Raw genomic sequence first — 16,596 nt, 5'->3', positions numbered from 1 at the left:
GCAGGGGCGACCCTGTGGGAGAGTAGGACACCGCCGGACTTCTTCCGAGAAATGGCCACCCAACGCTGGGTGGCCATTTCGCGTTACAAGGGGTCAACCGCCGCAACGGCGCGCCTCCGAGAGGATCGAGTAATGGCAGATCGAGAGCCTCGCGACGACGAGCGCGAGCACCGACCGCGCAGCGACCGACCCCGGGGAACCGATCCGCGCTCGAACAGCGGAAGCGGCGAGTCGCGCAGGGAGCCGCGCGACGACCACCGCGCGCGGCGATCGGAGAACCCGCCGAGGCGCTCGTCGAGCGCGGGCGATGCGAAGTCCTACGGCAGGTCCGGCGACCGCGATCCCCACCTGAAGCGCGAGGGCAGTAAGCCGTACGGCCGCCGTGAGGACGCGAAGCCCTACGCCAAGCGCGACAGCGGTAAGCCGTACGAGCGCCGTGAGGGTTCGAAGCCCTACGGCAAGCGCGACGGCGGCAAGCCGTACGAGCGCCGTGAGGGCTCGAAGCCCTACGGCAAGCGCGACGGCGACAAGCCGTACGAGCGCCGTGAGGGTTCGAAGCCCTACGGCAAGCGCGACGGCGACAAGCCGTACGAGCGCCGTGAGGGTTCGAAGCCCTACGCCAAGCGCGACGGCGACAAGCCGTTCGGTACGTCCGGCGACCGCAAGCCCTACCCGAGGCGCGAGGGCGACAAGCCGCACGGGCGGCGGGAGGCGTCGAGGTCTCACGCCCCCCGCGAGGGGCACTCCAGCCGGCCCCGCCAGGATCGCCCGACTCGCGGCGGCGCAGACCGCCCCGACCGCGCGACGCGACCCGAGGAGATCCGGTCGATCCGCCCGCGGCACGACGATCCCGTCGTTCCCGACGAGATCACCGCACGCGATCTTCCGGCTCCGGCTCGCAACGAGCTGAAGACGCTCAGCAAGGAGAACGCCGACTGGGTCGCGCGCCACCTGGCGATGGCGGCGCAGCTCATAGAAGACGACCCGGAGCTGGCGCATCAGCACGCCCTCTCGGCGTCCCGGCGAGCGGGCCGCATCGCGGTTGTCCGCGAGACGCTCGCGATCACCGCGTACGCGACCGGTGACTTCGCCCTCGCCCTTCGCGAGCTGCGGACGTATCGTCGCATCTCGGGGCGCGAGGATCAGATCGCGCTGATGGTCGACAGCGAGCGCGGCGTCGGCCGTCCCGATCGGGCTCTCGAGGTCGGTCGCGCGGTGGACCGCAGCATCCTCCCGGTCCCCGTTCGCGTGGAACTCGCGATCGCGATGTCGGGGGCGCGGCTCGATCTCGGCGAGCCGGAGCGCGCCCTGGCGGAACTGGAGATCCCGGAGTTCGACGCCGACCGCGCGTACGAGTGGACTCCCGCCCTGTTCGCGGCACGCGCTGCGGTGCTCGAGGAGCTCGGTCGCGACGACGAGGCGCGGAGATGGCAGGAGCGGGCGATCGTCGCGGCGGAAGCACTGGACGAGGCATCCGGCGTCGGCGATCTGGAGGTCATCGAGGTTGAGGAGGTCGAGGAGGTCGTCGAGGTCCCGCTCGACGAGGACGACGGAGTCGCCGGGGACGCCCCCGAGCGGGAGCTGAGCGCCGACGAGCCCGTCGATGTCACGGTGGCCGACGCGGCTCCGGCGGCGGGCGGCGCGGGCGTGACGATCGACGATGAAGTGCGGGAAATCCTCGAGGACGCCGGCATCGACGGCGCCGACGACGCCGACGACGCCGACGGCGGCGACGACACCGGCGCGCCCGTGGAGACCGGCGACCGCGACGAGGAGGATCGCGCCTGATGGCGCTGTTCACCCGCAGGTCGGCCCCTGCCGCGCCGCTCGACGGCGTCGACGTGGTGCTCGCCGACCTCGACGGCGTGGTCTACGCCGGCGCGGGTGCTCTGCCGCACGCCGTCGAGAGTCTGAACCGCGCCCGGACGGGGCGCCGGCTCGGCTACATCACGAACAACGCCTCGCGGACGGACGCCTCGGTCGCGGCGCACCTGAGCGAACTGGGCTTGCCGACCGCGCCCGACGAGGTCGTGACCAGCCCGCAGGCTGCGATGCGTCTGCTCACGACGATGGTGCCGCCCGGCTCGACGATCCTGGTCGTCGGCGGAGACGGCCTCGTCGACGAAACGGAGAAGGCGGGATTCGTCGTCACGCGGAGCGCGGAGGACGGCCCCGCGGCCGTCGTTCAGGGATTCGCACCCGAAGTCGGGTGGCTCCAGCTCGCCGAGGCCGCCTACGCGCTCAAGCTTCCCGAGGACGAGGGCGGCATCCCCTGGGTCGCGACGAACACCGATTGGACGATCCCGCAGGCGCGGGGTGTCGCGCCGGGGAACGGGACGCTCGTGTCCGCCGTCCACACCGCCGTCGGGCGCCTCGCGACCGTCGCGGGCAAGCCCGAGACGCCGATCTTCGACGAGGCGGTCGCGCGTTTCGGGGCGGCTCGGCCGCTCTTCCTCGGTGACAGGCTCGACACCGACATCGTCGGCGCGAATCGCGCGGGGATCGCCTCCGCACTCGTGCTGACCGGGATCGATCGGCCGAAGCACGTCCTGGCGGCGCCCCGGGACTCGCAGCCGACCTATCTGCTCGGCGACCTTCGCGAACTGCACGAGCCGTACCCCGAACCGCGCGTCCGCGACGGCGTCGTGACCGTCCGCGGAGCGAGCGTCCGAATCGACGGGGCGGATGTCCGCATCCTCTCCGAGGGCGACCAGCCGATCGATCTGCTCCGTGCCGGCGCGAAGGCGATCTGGGACACCGGGCGCGCGATCTACGGATTCCGGGTTCCCGAGCGCCTCTACGCGGACCCTTTCCACCGTCCCTGACCGGCGATCCGGGGCGGATGCCGGGTGCGGAAGTATCCTGAACGCATGGAGCGCCCGCAGCCGCAGCCCGACGCCCGAGCCGATCTCGTCTCAGCGCTCGAGGTGATCGAGGCCCAACCGCTGCCCGCGCGCGCAGCGGCGTACGAGTCGCTGGCCGAGTCCCTCGCCCGGCAGCTGGACTCCAGCCCCACCGCCGCGCGTCCATGAGTCGCCGGCTCGACGCAGCCCTCGCCGAGCGCGGGCTGGCGCGTTCACGCACCCACGCCGCCGCCCTGATCGCGGAGGGACTCGTCTCGGTGGACGGGCGCACCGTGGTGAAGGCGTCCACACCTGTGGCCGAGCACGCCGAACTCGCCGTCGCGGGCGCCGACCACTACGTCAGCCGCGCGGCGCACAAGCTCCTCGCGGCTCTCGACGCGTTCGACCTCGACCCGCGCGGCCGGGTCGCCCTCGACATGGGCGCCTCGACCGGTGGGTTCACGCAGGTGCTGCGCGAACGCGGCGCCGACCCCGTGATCGCGGTCGACGTCGGGCACGGGCAGCTCGCCGGCATCGTGCGGGAAGACGCCGGCGTCGTCGGCGTCGAGGGGTTCAACGTCCGGTTCATGACCCGCGAGTCGCTCGCCCAGGCATCCGGCGTCCCGCAGGCGCCGTCCCTCGTCACCGGCGACCTCTCGTTCATCTCGCTGACCCTCGTCCTCCCTGCCGCCGCGGGGGTGTGCGCGGCCGGCGGCGATCTCGTCCTGCTCATCAAGCCCCAGTTCGAGGTCGGACGCACAGCGGTCAAGGGGGGACTGGTGACCGATCCGGGCTCGCGGATCGACGCGGTCGAGCGCGTCCTGTGGGCGGCGTGGGACTGCGGCCTCGGAACTCTCGGCATCATCTCCTCCCCAATCGTCGGCACCCACGGCAACAGGGAGTACGTGGCACACCTCGCGCCGGGCCGGGGAGCCAATCCGACAGAATGGTTGAGCACGGTGAACCGACTGGCGGGAGCCCGATGACCGATCCGGAGCGCAGCATCCTCGTGGTCGCGCACGCCTATCGCGACGAGACCGTGGAGGCTGCACAGCGCGTGCTGTCCGCGCTCCGCGACGCCGGGGCGCGTCCCGTGCTCGCCGAGAACGACCGCAGGGGTCTGGCCGCATCGATCGACGTCAGCGGCGTCGCGACGCTGGGGGTCGATGTCGCGGTGCACGATGTCGAACTGGCGATCGTCCTGGGCGGAGACGGCACGATCCTCCGCGCGGCAGAGCTCGTCCGCGAGGGCACCGCGCCCGTCCTCGGCATCAACATGGGGCACGTCGGCTTCCTCGCCGAGATCGAGCGCGACGACATGGACGACGCCGTGCGCCGCGTCATCGACCGCGACTACGACGTGGAAGAGCGCATGGCGCTGCAGGTGCGCGTGAAGGACGGCGACGACCGCGTCGTGTACGAGACGTGGGCGCTCAACGAGGCGACCGTCGAGAAGGCGAGTCGGGAGCGACTGCTCGAGGTCGTCATCGAGGTCGACGGCCGACCCCTCTCGTCCTTCGGCTGCGACGGGGTTGTCGTGTCGACGCCCACCGGCTCGACGGCGTACAACTTCTCAGCGGGGGGTCCCGTCATCTGGCCCACCGTCGACGCCATCGCCGTCGTGCCGCTGTCCGCGCACGCGCTGTTCGCCAAGCCGCTCGTCGTGGGGCCCCAGCATGCGGTCGCGATCGAGCTGCTGCAGCGCAACATGGGCTCGGGGGTGCTGTGGTGCGACGGCCGAAGGTCCCACGATCTTCCGCGCGGCGCACGGGTCATCGTCCGCCGCTCCGAGCGCCCCGTCCGTCTCGCCCGCCTCCACCCGGCGGCGTTCACGGACCGCCTGGTGCGCAAGTTCCGCCTTCCGGTCGAAGGATGGCGCGGCCCGTCGCCCCTCACCGCACCGATCCGGTTCGACACGGTGGCCGGCGAATGAGGCGGCGCACGACGGAGGGCGTCTCGTGATCGAAGAGATGCGCCTGCGGGATCTCGGGGTGATCGCGGAGGCGACACTGCCGATCGGCCCGGGCTTCACCGCGATCACCGGTGAGACTGGAGCGGGCAAGACCATGGTCGTCACCGGGCTCGGCCTGCTCCTCGGCCAGCGTGCCGACTCCGGTGCCGTGCGGTCGGGGGCGGCACAGGCATCCGTCGACGGGGTCTGGGTCGTGCCGGCCGAAGGCGCCGTCGCCGAACGGGTGCGCGAAGCCGGCGGCGACCTCGAGCCGATCGGCGGGAACCGCGCGGAGCTCTTCGTCGGTCGCACGATCTCGAGCGAGGGACGAAGCCGCGCGACCGTCGGCGGAAGGTCCGCCCCCGCGGGGGTCCTCGCCGACCTCGCCGACGAGCTCGTCGTCGTGCACGGGCAGTCCGACCAGCTGCGGCTGCGGTCGGCGGCGGCGCAGCGCGACGCGCTCGACCGGTTCGGCGGCGCGCCCGTCGCGCGGGCGCTGGAGGCCTACCGCCGCGCCCATCAGCACTGGCGCTCGGTCCACGCCGAGCTGGAGACGCTTACGACCGACCGCGCTTCGCGGGCACGCGAGGCCGCCGAGCTCCGGGCCGCGATCGCCGAGATCGAACAGGCGTCGCCCGCACCCGGTGAGGACGCGGAACTGGCCGCGCGCGCCGAGCGCCTCGCGAACGCGGAGGAGCTGCGGGCAGCCGCGGCGACCGCGCACGACATGCTCTCGGGCGACGGCGACGAGCCTGACGTCGGCATCCTGCTCGCAGAAGCGCGCCGCGCGCTGGATCGCGGCGCCGCGCGTGATGCGGGTCTCGAGGACCTCGCGGCGCAGGCCGCCGACCTCGGCTATCGCGCGGCCGACCTCGCCGCGGACCTGGCCGCGTACCTCGCGGACCTCGACGAGACCGGCCCGCACGAGCTCGCCGCCGTCGAGGAGCGCCGCGCGGTCCTGGGCGGGATCATTCGCGCTCACGGCTCCCTCGACGAGGCGATCGCGCTCCTCGAGACCGGCTCGGCCCGGCTGGCGGAGCTCGACGACGACGGCGATCGCATCGAGCGGCTGACGGACGAGCAGGATGCCGCGGCATCCGCTCTCGACACGGCAGCGGCCGCGCTCACCGCGGCCCGCACGAAAGCGGCCGAGCGGCTCGGCGCCGCCGTCACGAAGGAGATGCGCGCGCTGGCGATGCCCGACGCGCGGGTCGTCGTCGCCGTCACGCCCGGAGCCGAGTCCGCGCACGGCCGTGACGAGGTCGCGATCCTGCTGGCGCCGCACGCGGGATCCGAGCCGAGGCCGGTCGCCCGCAGCGCATCCGGCGGCGAGCTCAGCCGCGTCATGCTCGCGATCGAGGTCGTGATCGCGGGCGTCGACCCCGTCCCGACCTTCGTCTTCGACGAGGTGGATGCCGGCATCGGCGGCGCAGCAGCGATAGAGGTCGGACGCCGGCTGGCGCGGCTCGCCGAGGCATCCCAGGTCATCGCCGTCACGCACCTCGCCCAGGTGGCCGCATTCGCCGGCAACCACCTGACGGTCGTCAAGGCGAGCGACGGGTCGGTCACGGCCTCCGACGTCCGTCGGCTCGAGGGAGCCGACCGCGAGGCCGAGATGGCTCGGCTCCTGTCCGGCATGCCCGATTCCGATGCCGCACTGACACACGCCCGCGAGTTGCTCGGTCTTCGCACCGGAGCCGGCTGATAGGATAAAAGCCCGTGATGCAGACTTCTGACGCAGCGGGATCCGGTACTTCGAACGACACCACCAAGCACATCTTCGTGACGGGCGGTGTCGTTTCGTCGTTGGGCAAGGGTCTGACCGCAGCGAGCCTCGGCAACCTGCTGACGGCTCGCGGTCTGCGCGTGGTCATGCAGAAGCTGGATCCGTACCTCAACGTCGATCCGGGCACGATGAACCCCTTCCAGCACGGAGAGGTGTTCGTCACCGACGACGGCGCCGAGACCGACCTCGACATCGGGCACTACGAGCGGTTCCTCGACATCGAGCTGAGCGAGGCCGCGAACGTCACGACGGGACAGATCTACTCGCAGGTCATCGCGCGCGAGCGCCGCGGCGAGTATCTCGGCGACACGGTGCAGGTCATCCCGCACATCACCGACGAGATCAAGCGGCGCATGCGCCTGCAGGCGACCGAGGAGCCCCGGCCCGACGTCATCATCACGGAGATCGGCGGCACGGTCGGCGACATCGAGTCGCAGCCGTTCATCGAGTCCGCGCGGCAGATCCGCCACGAGCTCGGCCGGCAGAACGTCTTCTTCGTCCACGTGTCGCTCGTGCCCTTCATGGGCGCGTCCGGCGAGCAGAAGACCAAGCCGACGCAGCACTCCGTCGCGGCGCTGCGCTCGATCGGCATCCAGCCGGACGCGCTCGTGCTGCGCAGCGACCGCCCGGTCACGGAGTCGAACAAGCGGAAGATCGCCCTCATGTGCGACGTCGACGAGGGTGCGGTCGTGAACGCCGTCGACGTCCCGTCGATCTACGACATCCCCTCGATGCTCAACGAGCAGGGCCTCGACGAGTACATCGTCCGGGCGCTCGGCCTCGGCACGGCGAACGAGGTGGACTGGTCGCGGTGGCAGCGCGTCCTCAACGCCGTGCACAACCCCAAGCACGAGGTGACGATCGGCCTCGTGGGCAAGTACATCGACCTGCCCGACGCCTACCTGTCGGTCACCGAGGCCCTCAAGGCCGGCGGATTCGCGCAGGAGACGCACGTCAACATCCGCTGGATCCCCTCCGACGAGTGCGAGACCCCCGAAGGCGCCGAGCGCGCGCTCGCGCCGCTCGACGGCATCGTGATCCCCGGCGGCTTCGGCATCCGGGGGATCGAGGGCAAGATCGGCGCACTCAGATTCGCGCGCGAGCAGGGGATTCCGACCCTCGGCATCTGCCTGGGTCTGCAGTGCATCGTCATCGAGTACGCCCGCCACGTGGCCGGCATCGCCGACGCCTCGTCGAGCGAGTTCGACCCCGACACCGAGCACCCGGTGATCGCCACGATGGAGGAGCAGATCGACATCCTCGAGCACGGCGACCTCGGCGGCACGATGCGCCTCGGGCTGTACCCGGCCGAGCTGCTCGACGGCTCGATCGCCGCCGAGGTGTACGGGACGACGACGGCGTCGGAGCGCCACCGCCACCGCTACGAGGTCAACAACCGTTACCGCGATCGGATCGCCGAAGCCGGCCTCGTCTTCTCGGGCATCAACCCCGACCTCGATCTCGTCGAGTACGTCGAGCTGCCGCGCGACGTGCACCCGTACTACATCGCGACGCAGGCGCACCCCGAGCTGCGCTCCCGCCCCACGGACGCGAACCCGCTCTTCCGCGGCCTGGTCGGGGCAGCGCTCGATCGCCACCGTGCGAGCGAGCTGTTCGACGTCGACGAAGACGAGGCGCCCGAGCCGACTCTCGCCGCGGCGCCGGGATCCGCCGCGTGACGGGGGCCGTGCCCGCGGGCGAGATCCGCGACGAGCCGGTCGAGCCCGACATCGTCACGAGCGACGTCGTCCACGACGGCATGGTGTGGGACATCCGACGCGACACCTTCCGGTACAACGACACGGAGCTGACGCGGGAGTACATCGATCACACCGGCGCCGCGGCGATCGTGGCGCTCGACGACGAGGAGCGCGTGCTGCTCATCCAGCAGTACCGGCATCCCATCCGCCATCGGGACTGGGAGATCCCGGCGGGTCTCCTCGACCACGAGGGGGAGTCCGCGCTCGAGACGGCTCAGCGGGAGCTTCAGGAGGAGGCCGACCTCGCGGCGGCCGACTGGGAGCCGCTCGTCAGCATCTTCACGACGCCGGGCGGGAACGACGAGGTCGTCCACCTGTTCCTCGCGCGCGGGCTGTCGCCGATCGGCGAGGCGCACGCACGTGAGGCGGAGGAGGCGGACATCCGCATCGAGTGGGTGCCGCTCGAGGATGCCGTCACCGGCGTGCTCGAGGGACGCCTGCGCAACGGCATCCTCACCGCCGGGGTGCTCGCGACGGCCGAGAAGCTCCGGCGCGGCTGAGCGGCTCGGACGCCGATGCGCCTCGAACGTGCGGTCGACGCCTACGTGCGTCATGTGTCGATCGAGCGCGGCCTGTCCGACAACACCGTCGCCGCCTACCGCCGCGATCTCGCCGGATACGTGGAATGGCTCGCGGCCCGCGGGATCGCGGACTCGGATGCCGTCACGCCGGCGGTCGTGGCCGAGTTCGCCGCCGAGCGGGCCTCCGCGGTGCCGCCGCCCGCGGCATCCAGCCTCGCGCGCCTGCAGTCGTCCGTGCGCGGCCTGCACCGGTTCCTCGCCCGCGAGGGCATCGAGGGCGACGACCCGTCCGCGCGGCTGCGTCCGCCCAAGCTTCCGCGGCGCCTCCCGAAGGCCCTGACCATCGATCAGGTCGAGAAGCTGCTCGACGCCTCGGGGCCGGCGCCCGGCTCCTCGGCGGAGGGCGACGTCGTGGCGCTGCGGGACCGCGCTCTGCTCGAACTGCTCTACGCCACGGGGGCGCGGGTGTCGGAAGCGGTGCAGCTCGACGTCGACGACCTCGCCGCCGGCGACGCGCTGCGGGTGCGGGGCAAGGGGTCGAAGGAGCGGATCGTGCCCGTGGGCTCCTACGCGCGAGCGGCTCTCGCGGCCTATCTCACGCGGGCGCGACCGGAGCTTTCGCGGCGGGGGAAGGCCTCGAGCAGGCTCTTCCTCGGCGCCCGCGGCGCACCGCTGTCGCGGCAGAGCGCCTGGCTCGTCATCCAGCACGCCGCCGAGCGCGCGCAGCTGAGCGCGCACGTCTCGCCGCATACGCTGCGGCACTCGTTCGCGACCCACCTCCTGCAGGGCGGCGCCGACGTCCGCGTCGTGCAGGAGCTGTTGGGTCACGCGTCGGTCGCGACGACCCAGATCTACACGCACGTCTCGGTCGACGCCCTGCGCGATGTGTACGCGACCTCGCACCCCCGGGCGCGCTGAATCGGAGCGGGCGCGGCCGGTCGCTACAATCGACCAAGCAACAGTCAGGAGTGTCGGTGACGGGCAGCAAGAGGGGCGCCGGAAAGGCCTCGACGGACGATGCACCCATCGGACCCACCGGTCGCCCCTACCAGGGGTTCCCGACGCCTCCGAGACTCGCCTCCCACGGCCCGGCGCGCATCATCGCCCTCTGCAATCAGAAGGGCGGCGTCGGGAAGACGACGACCACGATCAACCTCGCCGCGTCGCTCGCCCAGTACGGGCGCAGGGTGCTCGCCGTGGACTTCGACCCGCAGGGCGCGCTGTCGGCGGGGCTCGGCATCCAGACCCACGACGTCCCGACCGTCTACGACCTCCTGATCGACACCAAGCGCGACCCCCGCGAGACGATCATCGAGACGGCGGTCGAGAACCTCCACGTCATCCCCGCCAACATCGACCTGTCCGCCGCAGAGGTGCAGCTGGTCAACGAGGTCGCTCGCGAGACGATCCTCTCGCGCGTCCTGCGCAAGGTGTCGGGAGACTACGACGTCATCCTCATCGACTGCCAGCCTTCGCTCGGGCTCCTGACCGTCAACGCGCTGACGGCGAGCCACGGGGTCATCATCCCTCTCGAGTGCGAGTTCTTCGCGCTGCGCGGTGTCGCGCTCCTGATCGAGACGATCGACAAGGTGCGCGATCGCCTCAACCCCACGATCACGCTCGACGGTCTGCTGGCGACGATGTACGACCCGCGCACGCTGCACTCCCGCGAGGTGCTCGAGCGCGTCGTCGAGGCCTTCGGCGATGACGTGCTGGAGACGGTGATCGGGCGGACGGTGAAGTTCCCGGATGCCTCGGTCTCGGGGATGCCGATCACCGAGTTCGCGCCGGAGCATGCGGCCGCTCAGGCCTACCTGCGACTGGCGCGGGAGCTGGTCGCCCGTGGCGCCGTCGCCTGAGGACGAGACACCGGGGCCCGACGACCGCTCGTTCCGCGTGTCGCTCGGCGTCTTCGACGGTCCGTTCGACCTCCTCCTGACGCTCATCTCGAAGCACGAGCTCGACATCACCGAGGTCGCCCTCTCGAAGGTCACCGACGAGTTCATCTCCTATCTGCGCCACCTCGACCCCGAGGAGGAGCTGGAGCAGGCCTCGGAGTTCCTCGTCGTCGCGGCGACCCTCCTGGACATGAAGGTCGCCGGGCTCCTGCCGCAGGGCGAGGTCGTGGACGCCGAGTCGGTGGCGCTGCTGGAGGCACGTGATCTCCTCTTCGCGCGACTGCTCCAGTACCGGGCGTTCAAGGAGGTCTCGGCCTGGTTCGAGCGCTGCATGCGCCGCGAGGACCGGCGGCACACGCGCTCGGTGCGCCTGGACGAGAAGTACCGCCGCGCCGTGCCCGAGCTCGTCTGGACGCTCACGGTCGACGACTTCGCCGCTCTCGCGCTTCTCGCCTTCACTCCGAAGGAGATCCCGCACGTCGGGCTCGATCATCTCCATGCGCCGCTCGTCAGCATCCGCGAGCAGGCCGCGGTGGTCGTCACCCTGCTGCGCAGCGCGGGCACGCTGAGCTTCCGCGACCTCATCGCCGGCGTCGCCCAGCCCGGCGTCGTCGTGGCGCGCTTCCTCTCCGTCCTGGAGCTGTACCGGCACGCCGCGCTCTCGTTCGAGCAGCTGGAGCCGCTCGGAGAGCTCACCCTGCGCTGGACCGCCGAGCGGTGGTCCGACGAGAATCTCGCGACACTGGGGGCCGACTATGACCGATGACCCGACCGCGCCGGCCGAGGAGCCGACGGATGGCGCGGCACGCATCCCGGCGGGCGCGCGGGACGAGGCATCCGTCGCCCGCAAGCTCGAGGCGATCCTCCTGATCGTCGAGGAGCCGCAGAGCCTCGTCGCGCTCGCGACCGCGGTCGGCGCCCCCGTGCCGGCTGTCCGGCAGGCGATCGAGTCGCTCGTCGACGACTACGACGGCCGCGCGGCCGGCCCCCGGCGCGGCTTCGAGCTGCGCGAGGTGGGAGGAGGGTGGCGCCTGTACGTGCGCGAGGAGCACGACGACCTCATCTCGGAGTTCGTCAACGCGCAGGCGCCGTCGCGGCTGTCGCAGGCGGCGCTGGAGACACTCGCGGTCATCGCGTACAAGCAACCCGTCACCCGGGGGCAGGTGGCCTCGATCCGCGCCGTCAACGTCGACTCCGTCGTACGGACGCTCCTGGCGCGGGGCCTCATCACGGAGGCCTTCACCGATCCCGATACGGGCGCCATCCACTACGCCACGACCGACGCCCTCCTGGTGAACCTCGGCATCAACTCCCTCGACGAGCTTCCGCACATCTCGCCGCTCCTCGACGACGGCGCCGACGGCTTCGAGGAGATCGTCCGATGAATTCCCGGTCGTCCAACTCCCGGCCCCGCCCCGAGGCTCAACACACACACCCACGCTTCATCCCTCGCATTCCCGCGACCCCGGCGCGTGGGTTCGCGCGTCGATGCGTGGGCTCGACCGGCGGGCCCGGTCGGAGCCTGAGCCGCGGCGGTCCCGCGGGAACGCCGGATGGGGGGAGACGATGACACCCGATATGGATGCTGGACCGGAAGGCATCCGCCTCCAGAAGGTCCTCGCGAACGCGGGTGTCGCGTCCCGTCGCGTCGCCGAGCAGATGATCGTCGAGGGCAGGGTGCGCGTCAACGGCTCCGTCGTGACCGAGCTCGGCACACGGATCGACCCCGTCACCGACCTCGTCGACGTGGACGGCACGGCGGTGCAGCTCGACCAGTCCAAGCGCTACGTCATGCTCAACAAGCCGCGCGGGATCGTCAGCTCGATGAAGGACGACCGCGGACGGCCGGACCTGCGCCGCTACGCGGAGGAGTGGTCGGAGCGCCTCTACAACGTCGGCCGGCTCGACGCCGACACGAGCGGACTGCTCGTGCTTACGAACGACGGGGAGCTCGCCCACGTGCTGGCGCACCCCTCGTTCGGCGTGACCAAGGTCTACATCGCCAAGGTCGAGGGGCGCGTGAGCCCCCAGACCGTCCAGCGCCTCACCCGCGGCGTCGAGCTCGACGACGGCCCGATCGCGGCCGACAAGGCGCGTCTCCTGTCCAGCTCCGACGCGGGGGGCGAGTCGCTCGTGGAGCTGACGCTGCACTCCGGCCGCAACCGCATCGTGCGACGGATGATGGCCGAGGTGGGGCATCCCGTCGTCGAGCTCGTCCGCCGCCAGTTCGGACCGCTGCATCTGGGAACCCTCCCAGTCGGCCGGGCACGCGAGTTGACTAAGGTGGAACGCGGCGCGCTGCTGACTCTCGCGCGCCGTGACAGCGGCGCGACCGAGACACCCTCGCGCCAGGCGACGGACGAGACGTCGCCGGGGGACCAGGAGACACGGTGATGCAGGCGACCGGCGCGCTCTCCGCTCGCGTGCAGGGGCCGGTGCGGATCGTCGGCGCCGGGCTCCTCGGATCGAGCATCGGTCACGCCCTCACCGCCTACGGCGTCGACGTCGCCCTCGATGACACCTCACCCGCGCAGCTTCGCCTGGCTGTCGACTACGGTGCCGGCCGCGCCGCGCGCGACGACGACGACCCGGTGCTGGTGGTCGTGGCCGTCCCGCCCGACGTGACCGCCGACGTCGTCGAGCGGGAGCTCGCGCGCTTCCCCCGAGCGGTGGTGACGGATGTCGCGAGCGTCAAGCTCGAGCCCCTGGTCGCGCTGCGCCGGCGCGGCGTCGATCTCCGGCGCTACATCGGCTCGCACCCCCTCGCGGGCCGCGAGCGGGGCGGAGCCATCTCGGCCCGCGCCGACATCTTCGTCGGACGCCCGTGGGTCGTGTGCCGCGACGAGGAGACCTCGGCATCCGATCTCGCCGTCGTGGAGGGCCTCGCGCTGGACCTGGGCGCGATGCCGCTGGAGATGAGTCCCGAGGAGCACGATCGGGCCGTCGCGCTGGTGTCGCACGTCCCGCAGCTCGTCGCGAGCCTCCTCGCGGGACGCTTCATCGACGCGCCCGAGGGATCGCTGCGCCTCGCCGGTCAGGGGGTGCGCGACACGACGCGGATCGCGGCATCCGCTCCCGAACTGTGGGTGCAGATCCTCGGCGCGAACTCGGCGCCCGTCGTCGACGTGCTCGACGCGATCGCCGCCGACCTGTCCGCCGTCGCCGACGCGCTGCGCGATCCCGACGTCCCCGGCGCGCGTCGCGCCGTCGCCGACACCATCCGCCGCGGGAACGACGGCGTGGAGCGGCTTCCCGGCAAGCACGGCCAGAATCGCCGCTTCGAGACCCTGGTCGTCATGGTCGACGACACCCCGGGCCAGCTCGGCCGCCTCTTCGGCGAGCTGGGGGAGCTCGGGGTCAACGTCGAGGACCTGCGCCTGGAGCATTCGCCCGGCGCGCAGTTCGGCCTCGCCGAGATCTCGGTCGTGCCGAGCGCCCTGAGGGGTGCCATCGAGGGGCTCGAAGCCCGAGGCTGGAGGATTGCGAGTGTCAGTGACTGACCCTTCGACGCGCCCGGGGATCGGGGTCGAGGGCGAGACCGGCGCGTCGATCGCGCCCGTCGTCATCGCGATCGACGGTCCCGCCGGCAGCGGCAAGTCGAGCGTTGCGAAGCAGGTGGCGCGCGCCCTCGGCTACGGCTACCTCGACACCGGCGCGGCCTACCGCGCGCTCGCCTGGCACGCACTCGCGCACGGCGCCGACACGTCCGACTCCACCGCCGTGCTCGATGTCGCGGGCGACTTCGAGTACGCGATCTCGCTCGACCCCGACGCCTATTGGGTGCGTGTCGGCGGCACGGACGTCACGGCCGCGATCCGCGAGCCCCGGGTGACGGATGCCGTGAGCGGCGTCGCGCGCGTCCCCGCCGTCCGGCAGACGGTCAATGCGCTGTTCCGCTCGCTCGTCGCCGAGTCCGGGCTCCGCGGGGTCGTCGTGGAGGGCCGTGACATCACGACGGTGGTCGCGCCGGAGGCTCCGGTGCGGATCCTCCTCACCGCCGCGCCCGAGGTGCGGGCGGCGCGACGCAGTGCCGAGCTGGACACGCACGACCCGGGTGCGGTCGCCGAAGCGCTCCACCGCCGGGATGCCTCGGACGCGCGGGTCGTGGACTTCCTGACCGCCGCCCCGGGAGTCACCGTCGTCGACTCGACCGAGCTGGACTTCGATCAGACCGTCGACGCGGTCCTCGACGTCGTGCGCACGACCCTTCGACAGGCCGGGGTGCCCGGCCCCGCTGTCGGAACGAACGCTGAGGAGGGCGCCTGATGGGTGCTGAAGACGACGAGTACGAGGGCGCGCCCGATCATCTGGCGGAGCGGCTCGCCGAGCTCGACGACGACCTGGCCGAGCAGCGCGCCGAGACGCTGCGCGCGTCGCTGTCGGACTACGAGCTCGACGATGAAGACGCCGCGCTCCTGGCGGGCGTCGCGCTCGGCGAGGACGGCATCGAGTACCTCCCGGCGCTGCCCGTGGTCGCGATCGTCGGCCGGCCCAACGTGGGCAAGTCGGCGCTCGTCAACCGCATCCTCGGTCGCCGCGAGGCGGTCGTGGAGGACACGCCGGGCGTCACGCGCGACCGGGTCACCTACAAGGCGGAGTGGCTCGGCCGGCGCTTCACGCTCGTCGACACCGGCGGATGGGAGCCCGACGCCCGCGGCATCGACCGATCCGTCGCGGCGCAGGCGGAGGTCGCGATCGACCTGTCCGACGTCGTGCTCTTCGTCGTCGACGCGATGGTGGGAGCCACCTCCACCGATGAGCACGTCGTGCGGCTCCTGCGCAAGAGCGGGAAGCCCGTGTTCCTCGTCGCGAACAAGATCGACGACGCCCGTCAGGAGCCCGAGGCGGCGGCGCTGTGGAACCTCGGCCTCGGCGAGCCGTGGCCGGTCTCGGCCATCCACGGCCGCGGTGTGGCCGACCTCCTCGACGAGATCATGAAGGTGCTGCCCGAGACGTCCGCCGTCGCCAAGCAGGAGATCGGCGGACCGCGTCGCGTCGCGATCCTCGGTCGCCCGAACGTCGGCAAGTCGTCGCTGCTCAACAAGGCCGCGGGCGAGGAGCGCGTCGTCGTCAACGAGCTCGCGGGCACGACCCGCGATCCCGTCGACGAGATCGTCGAGCTCGGCGGGAGGCTGTGGCGGTTCGTCGACACGGCCGGCATCCGTCGTCGCGTGCACCTCCAGCAGGGCGCGGACTTCTATGCGTCGCTGCGCACGTCGGCGGCGCTCGAGAAGGCCGAGGTCGCCGTCGTGGTCCTCGACGTCAGCGAGACGCTCAGCGAGCAGGACATCCGCATCATCGATCTCGTGCTGGAGTCCGGCCGCGCTCTCGTGCTGGCCTTCAACAAGTGGGATCGCCTGAACGACGACGACATGGAGAACATCGATCGCCGGCGCTACCTCGAGCGCGAGATCGAGCAGGACCTCGCCCACGTGTCGTGGGCCCCGCGCGTGAACCTCTCCGCCCGCACGGGCCGCCACCTCGACAAGCTCGTGCCGGCGCTCGAGACCGCTCTGGCGTCATGGGATCAGCGCATCCCGACGGGCAAGTTCAACGCGTTCCTGTCGGAGCTCGTGGCGGAGCATCCGCACCCCGTGCGGGGCGGAAAGCAGCCGCGCATCCTCTTCGGCACACAGGCGGCGACCCGTCCGCCGACCTTCGTGCTCTTCACGACAGGGTTCCTCGACCAGGGCTATCGCCGCTTCATCCAGCGACGGCTGCGTGAGCTCTTCGGCTTCGAGGGATCGCCGATCGTCATCAACATGCGGGTGCGCGAGCGCAGGCAGCGCTGAGCGCGGTGGACGAGGGATGCCGAGGCATCCGTCGTCCGCCTCCCC

The 16,596-nt window shown here is 71.7% G+C and carries 16 protein-coding genes; all 16 read left to right on the top strand.

Going from position 1 to position 16,596, the window contains the following annotated elements:
- Window positions 1–132 precede the first annotated feature (132 nt).
- Window positions 133–1,788, top strand: a complete 1,656-nt coding sequence (locus EV279_RS17080) for a primosomal protein (RefSeq protein ID WP_243728580.1) — start codon at window positions 133–135, stop codon at window positions 1,786–1,788.
- On the top strand, window positions 1,788–2,825 hold the full coding sequence (locus EV279_RS13940) for an HAD-IIA family hydrolase (RefSeq protein ID WP_133544435.1): 1,038 nt from the start codon (window positions 1,788–1,790) through the stop codon (window positions 2,823–2,825). The genes EV279_RS17080 and EV279_RS13940 overlap by 1 nt, the downstream gene beginning before the upstream one ends.
- A gap of 45 nt (window positions 2,826–2,870) precedes the next feature.
- Window positions 2,871–3,032: a hypothetical protein gene (locus tag EV279_RS16865; RefSeq protein WP_166644520.1), complete on the top strand. Its 162-nt coding sequence runs from the start codon at window positions 2,871–2,873 to the stop codon at window positions 3,030–3,032.
- Window positions 3,029–3,829 carry a TlyA family RNA methyltransferase gene (locus tag EV279_RS13935; RefSeq protein ID WP_133544433.1) on the top strand — a complete coding sequence of 267 codons (801 nt, stop codon included), beginning with the start codon at window positions 3,029–3,031 and terminating at the stop codon, window positions 3,827–3,829. Before EV279_RS16865 ends, EV279_RS13935 begins: the two co-directional genes overlap by 4 nt.
- Window positions 3,826–4,776, top strand: a complete 951-nt coding sequence (locus EV279_RS13930) for an NAD kinase (protein ID WP_133544431.1) — start codon at window positions 3,826–3,828, stop codon at window positions 4,774–4,776. Before EV279_RS13935 ends, EV279_RS13930 begins: the two co-directional genes overlap by 4 nt.
- Before the next feature lie 25 nt (window positions 4,777–4,801).
- The gene (gene recN / locus EV279_RS13925) at window positions 4,802–6,499 is read left to right on the top strand and encodes a DNA repair protein RecN (protein ID WP_133544430.1); all 1,698 of its coding nucleotides are present in this window, start codon (window positions 4,802–4,804) and stop codon (window positions 6,497–6,499) included.
- 17 nt (window positions 6,500–6,516) lie between these two features.
- Entirely contained in the window at window positions 6,517–8,259 is a 1,743-nt protein-coding gene (locus tag EV279_RS13920) for a CTP synthase (protein ID WP_133544428.1), read from the top strand.
- On the top strand, window positions 8,256–8,840 hold the full coding sequence (locus EV279_RS13915) for an NUDIX hydrolase (RefSeq protein WP_243728579.1): 585 nt from the start codon (window positions 8,256–8,258) through the stop codon (window positions 8,838–8,840). Before EV279_RS13920 ends, EV279_RS13915 begins: the two co-directional genes overlap by 4 nt.
- 15 nt (window positions 8,841–8,855) lie before the next feature.
- The gene (xerD, locus tag EV279_RS13910) at window positions 8,856–9,779 is read left to right on the top strand and encodes a site-specific tyrosine recombinase XerD (protein ID WP_133544426.1); all 924 of its coding nucleotides are present in this window, start codon (window positions 8,856–8,858) and stop codon (window positions 9,777–9,779) included.
- Between the two features lie 56 nt (window positions 9,780–9,835).
- Complete coding sequence (locus EV279_RS13905) at window positions 9,836–10,720, top strand: ParA family protein (RefSeq protein ID WP_133544424.1); 885 nt, start codon at window positions 9,836–9,838, stop codon at window positions 10,718–10,720.
- A complete protein-coding gene (locus EV279_RS13900) occupies window positions 10,704–11,525 on the top strand; it encodes a ScpA family protein (RefSeq protein ID WP_243728578.1) in 822 nt (273 codons plus the stop codon). Before EV279_RS13905 ends, EV279_RS13900 begins: the two co-directional genes overlap by 17 nt.
- Window positions 11,515–12,144 carry an SMC-Scp complex subunit ScpB gene (scpB, locus tag EV279_RS13895; protein ID WP_133544420.1) on the top strand — a complete coding sequence of 210 codons (630 nt, stop codon included), beginning with the start codon at window positions 11,515–11,517 and terminating at the stop codon, window positions 12,142–12,144. The genes EV279_RS13900 and scpB overlap by 11 nt, the downstream gene beginning before the upstream one ends.
- 181 nt (window positions 12,145–12,325) lie before the next feature.
- On the top strand, window positions 12,326–13,153 hold the full coding sequence (locus tag EV279_RS13890; protein WP_133544418.1) for a pseudouridine synthase: 828 nt from the start codon (window positions 12,326–12,328) through the stop codon (window positions 13,151–13,153).
- Window positions 13,153–14,259 carry a prephenate dehydrogenase gene (locus EV279_RS13885; RefSeq protein ID WP_133545003.1) on the top strand — a complete coding sequence of 369 codons (1,107 nt, stop codon included), beginning with the start codon at window positions 13,153–13,155 and terminating at the stop codon, window positions 14,257–14,259. Before EV279_RS13890 ends, EV279_RS13885 begins: the two co-directional genes overlap by 1 nt.
- Window positions 14,260–14,308: 49 nt before the next feature.
- Window positions 14,309–15,025 carry a (d)CMP kinase gene (gene cmk, locus EV279_RS13880; RefSeq protein WP_133545001.1) on the top strand — a complete coding sequence of 239 codons (717 nt, stop codon included), beginning with the start codon at window positions 14,309–14,311 and terminating at the stop codon, window positions 15,023–15,025.
- Window positions 15,025–16,551: a ribosome biogenesis GTPase Der gene (gene der / locus EV279_RS13875; RefSeq protein ID WP_133544416.1), complete on the top strand. Its 1,527-nt coding sequence runs from the start codon at window positions 15,025–15,027 to the stop codon at window positions 16,549–16,551. The genes cmk and der overlap by 1 nt, the downstream gene beginning before the upstream one ends.
- The last annotated feature ends 45 nt before the right edge of the window (window positions 16,552–16,596 follow it).

This window comes from Microbacterium sp. BK668, assembly GCF_004362195.1.
In the GTDB taxonomy this organism is placed as follows: Bacteria; Actinomycetota; Actinomycetes; order Actinomycetales; family Microbacteriaceae; genus Microbacterium.
This window is presented reverse-complemented; position numbering and strand designations above follow the sequence as displayed.